Here is a 7,385-nt window from a genome sequence, read left to right on the forward strand (position 1 = left end):
GATGGAAGAGGTGAGTGCGCATCAGTAGTACTACTCGAACGGACCGCGAGAACTGGCGGACCGTGTACGCGCTGTGCATCGGCTTCTTCATGACGCTGCTGGACACGACCATCGTGAACGTCGCGATGCCCTCGATGATGACGGGCCTCAACGCGACCCTGAACGACGTCATCTGGGTCGCCAGCGCCTACCTGCTGGCCTTCGCCGTGCCGTTGCTGCTGACCGGGCGGCTCGGCGACCGGTTCGGGCCGAAGCGGCTGTACGGCATCGGACTCGTGCTGTTCGTGCTGGCCTCGCTGGCCTGCGGGCTCGCCACCAGCGCGGAGGCGTTGATCACGGCCCGCGTCTTCCAGGGGCTCGGCGCCGCGGCCATGACACCGCAGACGATGGCGTTCATCACGCACCTGTTCCCGGCGGCCAAGCGGGGTGCCGCGCTCGGCATGTGGGGCTCGGTGGCCGGGCTCGCGACGATCTCCGGGCCGTTGCTCGGCGGGGTGCTGGTCACGCACCTGGGCTGGCAGTGGATCTTCTTCGTGAACCTGCCGATCGGCGTTCTCGCGCTGGTGTTGCTGGTCATGTGGGTGCCGGACTACCAGCCCGGCCGCGCGCCGAGGTTCGACGTGCTCGGTGTCGTGCTGTGCTGCCTGGGGCTCGGGCTGCTGGTGTTCGGCATCCAGAACGGCGAGCACTACGGCTGGGGCCAGGTCGCGGGACCGATCACGATCACCGAGATCATCGCTGCCGGGGTGCTGCTGCTCGTGGCGTTCGTGCTGTGGCAGGCGTCGGCGCGCAACCCCGAGCCGCTGCTGCCGCTGAGGATCTTCCGCAACCGCAACTTCTCGCTCGGCAACGTCGCGAACGTCATGATCGGGATCACCGTGACCGGCCTGTTCGTGCCGCTCACACTGTTCCTGCAGACCGTGCCGAAGCTGTCGCCGCTGATGGCGGGCCTGGTCACGGCACCTGCGTCGCTGATGTCCGGGGTGGTCGCGATCTTCGCCGGGCGGCTGTCGAACCGGGCGAACGCCAAGTACCTGCCGATCACCGGGTTCGTGCTGCTCGCGGTGAGCATCGGCGCGATGACGTTCCTGCTCACCGACGGGTCGCAGTGGGTGCTGCTGCCGTCGATGATCGCCGCCGGCACCGGCATGGGGCTGGTGTACTCGCCGCTGACGAACATCTCCACGCGGACGCTCGACAGGTCGCTGCTGGGCGCTGGGTCCGGGATCTACAACACCTCGCGGCAGTTCGGGAACGTGCTGGGCAGCGCGGCGACCGGTGCCGTGCTGCAGATCGTGCTGTCGGCGACGGGTGACTTCACCAGCGCCGTGCGGGCGGCGTTCTACCTGCTGCTGGCCGCGCTCGCGGTCGGGCTCGTCGTCGCGTTCGCCTTTCGCCAGGGAGTACCGGACAGCGTGAAAGACTCCCGGCGTGCGTCTGATCCTGGCCTCCCAGTCACCCGCCCGTCTTAACGTCCTGCGGTCCGCGGGCATCGAGCCCGTGGTCCGGGTCTCCGGTGTCGACGAGGACGCGCTCATCGAGTCGCTCGACGACCCGGCGCCGGAGGACACCGTCGTCGCGCTGTCCGCGGCGAAGGCGGAGGCGATCGAGCACGACGACGAGTGCGTCGTGATCGGTTGCGACTCGATGCTGCTGTTCGAGGGCGAGCTCGTGGGCAAGCCCGGCACGGCCGAGGTGGCGCGCGAGCGGTGGCGCCGGGTCGCGGGCAAGAGCGGCGTGCTGATCACCGGCCACACCGTGCTGCGCGTGGCCGGGGGTGTCGTCACGGACCGCGCCTCGGCCGCCGAGTCGACGACCGTGCGGTTCGGCACGCCGTCGGACGAGGAGCTGGAGGCGTACATCGCGACCGGTGAGCCGTTGCACGTCGCGGGCGGCTTCACCATCGACGGGCTCGGCGGCTGGTTCATCGACAGCATCGACGGCTGCCACACGTCCGTCATCGGCATCAGCCTGCCGCTCACCCGAAGGCTGCTCAGCCAGGTGGGTGTTTCCGTGTCCACACTCTGGTAGTCCTGGTCACAGTTCACCCGATCAGGGAAGACTGCCCTCAACGCCGGCGTTGGGGGCTAGCGGTGAACGAGTACTTGACGCGTCGCAGGAACATCGACCTGGCACGCAGGACGAGCACGGGCTGTCGGAGCTAACTGCTCCCGGCCCCCTTTCGCTCATCCCTGCACAGGAGATGTTCCAGTGTCGCTCGTTCAGACCTACCGCAAGCCCAAAGTCTTCGGCCTGACAGTGCTCGGCGCGCTCGTCCTCGGCGCGCTGGCCGGCTGGCTCGGCAACGGCACGTGGCTCGCGCCCGTGCTCGCCAAGATCGGTTCCACCTTCACGGCGCTGCTGCAGCTGACCGTGATCCCGCTGGTGTTCACCGCGATCGTCGTCGGCATCGCGTCGCTGCGGAACCTCGGCGGCGGCCGCACCGCCGCCCGCCTCGGCGGCAAGACGTTCCTGTGGTTCGCCATCACGTCGTTCATCGCGGTGCTGATCGGCATCGCGGTCGCCTCGATCATCAAGCCCGGCGCGGGCCTGCAGATCGAACCCGCCGCCGGCGCGGTCGACAAGCTGGCCAAGCGCGCGTCCGGCTCGTGGCAGGCGCTGCTCGACAACCTGGTGCCCACCAACATCTTCACCTCGTTCACCGAGGGCGACGTGCTCCAGGTCGTGTTCATCGCGGTGCTGGTCGGCTTCGCCGCCTACGCGCTCGGTGAGAAGGCCGCGCCGTTCACGAACCTGGTGAAGTCGTTCTTCGAGATCGTGCAGAAGGTCGTCGGCTGGATCATCCTGCTGGCGCCGATCGGCATCTTCGGCCTCATCGGCAACGCGGTCGCCTCGTACGGCAACTCGTTCGTGAAGCCGCTGTTCTCGTTGATCCTGGCCGTGTACGTCGGCACGTTGCTGGTGCTGTTCGTCGTCTACCCGATCCTGCTGAAGTTCGTCGGCAAGACGTCGCCGGTCGAGTTCTTCCGCAAGGCGGGCACGGCGATCCAGTTCGCGTTCGTGTCGCGCTCCTCGGGCGCCACGCTTCCGTTGTCCCGCAAGGCGGCCACCGATCTCGGCGTCCCGAACGAGTACGCGAACTTCGCCGTGCCGCTGGGCACCACGACCAAGATGGACGGCTGCGCCGCGGTCTACCCGGCCGTCGCGACGATCTTCATCGCGAACCTCTTCGGCATCCAGCTCTCGGTGTGGCAGTACGTCGGCATCGTGCTGGTCGCGGTGTTCGGCGCTTTGGCCACCGCCGGAACGACCGGCTGGTACACGATGCTCACGCTGACGCTGAGCGTCGTCGGCCTGCCGCCGCAGGTCATCGCGACCGGTGTGGCCGTGGTCTACGCGATCGACCCGATCCTCGACATGATCCGCACCGCGACCAACGTGGCCGGGCAGATCACCGTGCCGGTGCTGGTGGCGCGCAGCGAGAACCTGATCGAGGAGCCGGCCGCCCCGGCCGAGAAGGACCTCGTCAACGCCTGATCGTCGAGGCCTAACTGTCCGCGCAGGGACGGAGCTGCGACATCTTCGGCACCGGTGTGGGCCAGCCAGCGAGCTGCTCCCGCGCCGGTGCCGCCGTCGTACAGCCGAGATTCGGCCCCAGCACGGAGAACACCTGCACGAACGTGTCCTTGCACTGGCCGTCGCAGGCGAACTGGGCGGCGACGACGTCCGCCGTGCCGTCCTCGTTGACGTCGTGCAGCCCGAGATACCCGGCGCTGGACTGGTAGGCGGTCTGTGCGCGCGACCACGTTCCGTCCTTGCGCACCAGCACCTCACCCAGGGCCTTGCCGCCCTGCACCCCGTGCACCAGGCACACGCTGACCGCCGCCTCCACGCACCGCAGGGACTTGTCGTCGACCACCGCACCGGACTCGGCGATGGTCATCTCGAAGATGAACGGGCCGGACGCGCCGGTCACCCTGATCCGCCCGCCGCCGGTGCCACCGAGCAGTTCCACGAGGTCCTTGCCGACCGACTTGCCGATGATGACCTGGCAAACGGTCGTACCGCAGCGCATTCCCCCGTCGGTGCCGGATTGACCTGAATCGGTGTTGTTCGGACGCTGGAAATAGGCGAACACCAGCCCCGCGATGACGACCACGGCGGCCACGACGGCGATCACCTGCACGGACCTGGTTCCACCCACATCGCAGATTGTGGCCGATGGGCCCAGGATGGTTGTGAAGTGAGCCGTCTCTCCCTCTCGGAGTTCACTGATTTCCGTAGACTGCGGCACCAGCCAGAGCCGTAATTACCGGTCCAGCAGGAGGTACGACGCCGTGTCGCTGCGCAAGGTCCTCATCGCGAACCGCGGTGAGATCGCCGTCCGGGTCATCCGCGCCTGCCGTGACGCCGGTCTGACGAGCGTCGCCGTCTACGCCGATCCCGACAGGGACGCGCCGTTCGTCCGGCTCGCCGACGAGGCGTTCGCGCTCGGCGGCAACACGCCGGGCGAGAGCTACCTGTCGTTCGAGAAGGTGCTGGCCGCCGCCGCGCAGTCCGGCGCCGACTCCGTGCACCCCGGTTACGGCTTCCTGTCCGAGAACGCGGACTTCGCGCAGGCCGTGATCGACGCGGGCCTGATCTGGATCGGCCCGACCCCGCAGGCCATCCGCGACCTCGGCGACAAGGTGACCGCGCGGCACATCGCGATGCGCGCCGGCGCGCCGCTGGTGCCCGGCACCAAGGACCCGGTCAACGGACCGGACGAGATCATCGCGTTCGCCTCCGAGCACGGCCTGCCGGTCGCGATCAAGGCGGCGTTCGGCGGCGGCGGCCGTGGCCTGAAGGTCGCGCGCACTCTCGAAGAGATCCCCGAGCTGTTCGACTCCGCGGTCCGCGAGGCCGTCACGGCGTTCGGCCGCGGCGAGTGCTTCGTCGAGCGCTACCTGGACAAGCCGCGCCACGTCGAGGCGCAGGTCCTCGCCGACACCCACGGCAACGTGATCGTCGTCGGCACCCGCGACTGCTCGTTGCAACGCCGCCACCAGAAGCTGGTCGAGGAGGCGCCCGCGCCGTTCCTGACCGACGAACAGCGCGCCACGATCCACTCCTCGGCCCGCGCGATCTGCCTGGAGGCCGGCTACCACGGCGCAGGCACCGTCGAGTACCTCGTCGGGCTGGACGGCTCGATCTCGTTCCTCGAGGTCAACACGCGCCTGCAGGTCGAACACCCGGTGTCGGAGGAGACGACGGGCCTCGACCTGGTGCGCGAGCAGTTCCGGATCGCGGCAGGCGAGAAGCTGCGTTACACGGAGGACCCGACGCCGCGTGCGCACTCCATCGAGTTCCGGATCAACGGCGAGGACGCCGGTCGCGGCTTCCTGCCCGCGCCGGGCACGGTGACTTCTTTCGTGGCGCCGTCCGGTCCTGGCGTGCGCGTGGACGCCGGTGTCGAGAGCGGTTCGGTGATCGGTGGGCAGTTCGACTCGTTGCTGGCCAAGCTGATCGTGACCGGTGAGAACCGGGAAGAGGCACTGGCCCGTGCCCGCCGCGCGCTGGACGAGATGGTCGTGGAGGGCATGGCGACCGTGCTGCCGTTCCACCGCGTGATCGTGCGGGACGCGGCGTTCACCGCCGAGAAGCCCGAGGGTTTCACCGTGCACACGCGCTGGATCGAGACCGAGTTCGACAACCAGATCGCGCCGTTCGCGGGCGGTGCCGGCGCGGCCGACGAGGAGACGCCGCGGCAGACCGTGGTGGTCGAGGTCGGCGGGCGCCGGCTCGAGGTGTCGCTGCCGGGGGATCTCGCGGTGGGTTCGCGGCCGGCGGCTGCCGGTGCTGGTGCGAAGAAGCCGAAGTCGAAGCGTGCGGGTGGGGGTTCGGCCGCGGTTTCGGGTGACGCGGTGGCGGCGCCGATGCAGGGCACGATCGTGAAGGTGGCCGTCGAGGACGGGCAGACCGTCGAGGCGGGCGAGCTGATCGTGGTGCTCGAGGCGATGAAGATGGAGAACCCGGTGACGGCGCACAAGGCGGGCACCGTGACGGGGCTGGCGGCTGCTCCTGGTGACCCGATCACGCAGGGGACTGTGATCTGCGAGCTGAAGGACTGAGCGCGCAGGCTCACGCAGAGGTCCCCCTGGCTGGTGGATCCCCCGCGACCGAACGTACTCGCGGGGTCTGACAGTCACGGCGGATCGAGGCTGCCGGCCTGTGATCTGGGCGCTGACGGACCGACCCGGCGGGTCGCTCACCTACGATTGCAGGGTGAGCGACCCTTCACGGGACATCCGCATCGGTGACACCGAGCGGCATCAGGCGTTGCAGGTGCTCGGCGAGCACATGAGCGCCGGGCGCATCGATCTCGAGGAGTACGGCGCGCGGTCCGCGAAGATCACCACCGCGAAGACGCGGGGTGAGTTGATGGCGTTGTTCTACGACCTGCCGGATCCGCGGCCGCAGTTCGCCGCGCCGATGGCGATGTTCCCCGAGGCGTCCAAGGCGCCGGCGCGCACGTGGGAGGGCATGGTCATTCCCGCGGTCGGGGTGATCGTGGTGATCGTGTTCTTCGTGGCGCTGCGGAATCCGTTGATCTTCCTGGCCATCCCCGCCGTGGCGTTGCTGTGGGGGCAGTGGAACGGACGCCGGCGCTGAAACCGTTGCTGTTGCTCGATCTCGACGGCGTGCTGCGGTCGTACGCGCCGACGCCACCGGAGATCGCCGAGGTCGCCTTCGAGCCGACTCTTCTGCGCCGCGCTGTCACCGGGCAGATCACCGACGCGCAGTGGCACGACGAGATCGCGAGAGTCGTGCCGCGCTCGGAGGTCGAGGCGTGGGCGGTCACGGGTGAGGTGATCGCCGAGGCGTTGGCGTTGGTGCGGACAGCGCGACGGCAGTGTTTTGTGGCGTTGCTGTCGAACGCGACCACACGGCTGGAGGCGGACCTGGCGCTGCTCGGCCTGGACGTCGAGTTCGACGCGATCTTCAACTCGGCGCGGCTCGGCGTTGCGAAGCCCGACCCCGCAGTCTACCGGCGGGTGCTGGACGAGCTCGGCCACCCCACGGCGGTGTTCTGCGACGACACGGCGGAGAACGTGGCCGCCGCGTGCGAGGCGGGGCTGGACGGCGTGCACGTGCCGGACACGGCGGCGCTCAGGACCGCGCTGGCCGTGCGCGGGCTGATCCCGCCGACGGTGTTGCTGATCCTTCCGGACCGCGACGAGGCCGAGGAGCTGGCGGCCGAGCTGTCCGAGGCAGGTTGGGGGCCGTGCGCGGTGCACCGGGACATGCTGGCGGGTGAGGACGACGCCGAGGACGTGGACTGGGTGATCGAACTCACCACCGCCCCGGACGGCACCCCGGCGTCCGCGCACCGCGCCGAGCTCGACGAACTGGCGGAACGGCACGACGGGTTCACGGGCGAGAGC

7 protein-coding genes are annotated in these 7,385 nt (G+C 69.2%); 6 read left to right on the plus strand and 1 reads right to left on the minus strand.

All coding sequences use genetic code 11. From position 1 onward, the window contains the following. Nucleotides 1-14: 14 nt before the first annotated feature. The 3 genes from SK803_RS25725 (at nucleotide 15) to SK803_RS25735 (ending at nucleotide 3,498) form a co-directional block, all read left to right on the plus strand. Nucleotides 15-1,472, plus strand: coding sequence for an MFS transporter (locus SK803_RS25725; RefSeq protein ID WP_319968654.1), 1,458 nt, complete (start codon nucleotides 15-17; stop codon nucleotides 1,470-1,472). Further along, the gene (locus SK803_RS25730; protein ID WP_319968655.1) at nucleotides 1,432-2,031 is read left to right on the plus strand and encodes a Maf family protein; all 600 of its coding nucleotides are present in this window, start codon (nucleotides 1,432-1,434) and stop codon (nucleotides 2,029-2,031) included. Before SK803_RS25725 ends, SK803_RS25730 begins: the two co-directional genes overlap by 41 nt. Before the next feature lie 180 nt (nucleotides 2,032-2,211). Further along, complete coding sequence (locus SK803_RS25735) at nucleotides 2,212-3,498, plus strand: dicarboxylate/amino acid:cation symporter (protein ID WP_319968656.1); 1,287 nt, start codon at nucleotides 2,212-2,214, stop codon at nucleotides 3,496-3,498. Between the two features lie 10 nt (nucleotides 3,499-3,508). Here SK803_RS25735 and SK803_RS25740 read toward each other — a convergent pair whose 3' ends face one another. Further along, a complete protein-coding gene (locus SK803_RS25740) occupies nucleotides 3,509-4,165 on the minus strand; it encodes a hypothetical protein (RefSeq protein ID WP_319968657.1) in 657 nt (218 codons plus the stop codon). A 133-nt stretch (nucleotides 4,166-4,298) separates the two neighbouring features. Between SK803_RS25740 and SK803_RS25745 the strand changes: the two genes are divergently transcribed. From SK803_RS25745 to SK803_RS25755, 3 genes are all read left to right on the plus strand, one after another. Continuing rightward, the gene (locus SK803_RS25745) at nucleotides 4,299-6,071 is read left to right on the plus strand and encodes an acetyl/propionyl/methylcrotonyl-CoA carboxylase subunit alpha (protein ID WP_319968658.1); all 1,773 of its coding nucleotides are present in this window, start codon (nucleotides 4,299-4,301) and stop codon (nucleotides 6,069-6,071) included. 154 nt (nucleotides 6,072-6,225) lie between these two features. Next, nucleotides 6,226-6,612, plus strand: a complete 387-nt coding sequence (locus tag SK803_RS25750; protein WP_319968659.1) for a DUF1707 SHOCT-like domain-containing protein — start codon at nucleotides 6,226-6,228, stop codon at nucleotides 6,610-6,612. Next, on the plus strand, nucleotides 6,591-7,385 hold a 795-nt coding region (locus SK803_RS25755; RefSeq protein WP_319968660.1), incomplete at its 3' end, for an HAD-IA family hydrolase. The genes SK803_RS25750 and SK803_RS25755, both read left to right, overlap by 22 nt.

It is taken from the genome of Lentzea miocenica (genome assembly GCF_033949945.1).
Lineage (GTDB): Bacteria > Actinomycetota > Actinomycetes > Mycobacteriales > Pseudonocardiaceae > Lentzea > Lentzea miocenica.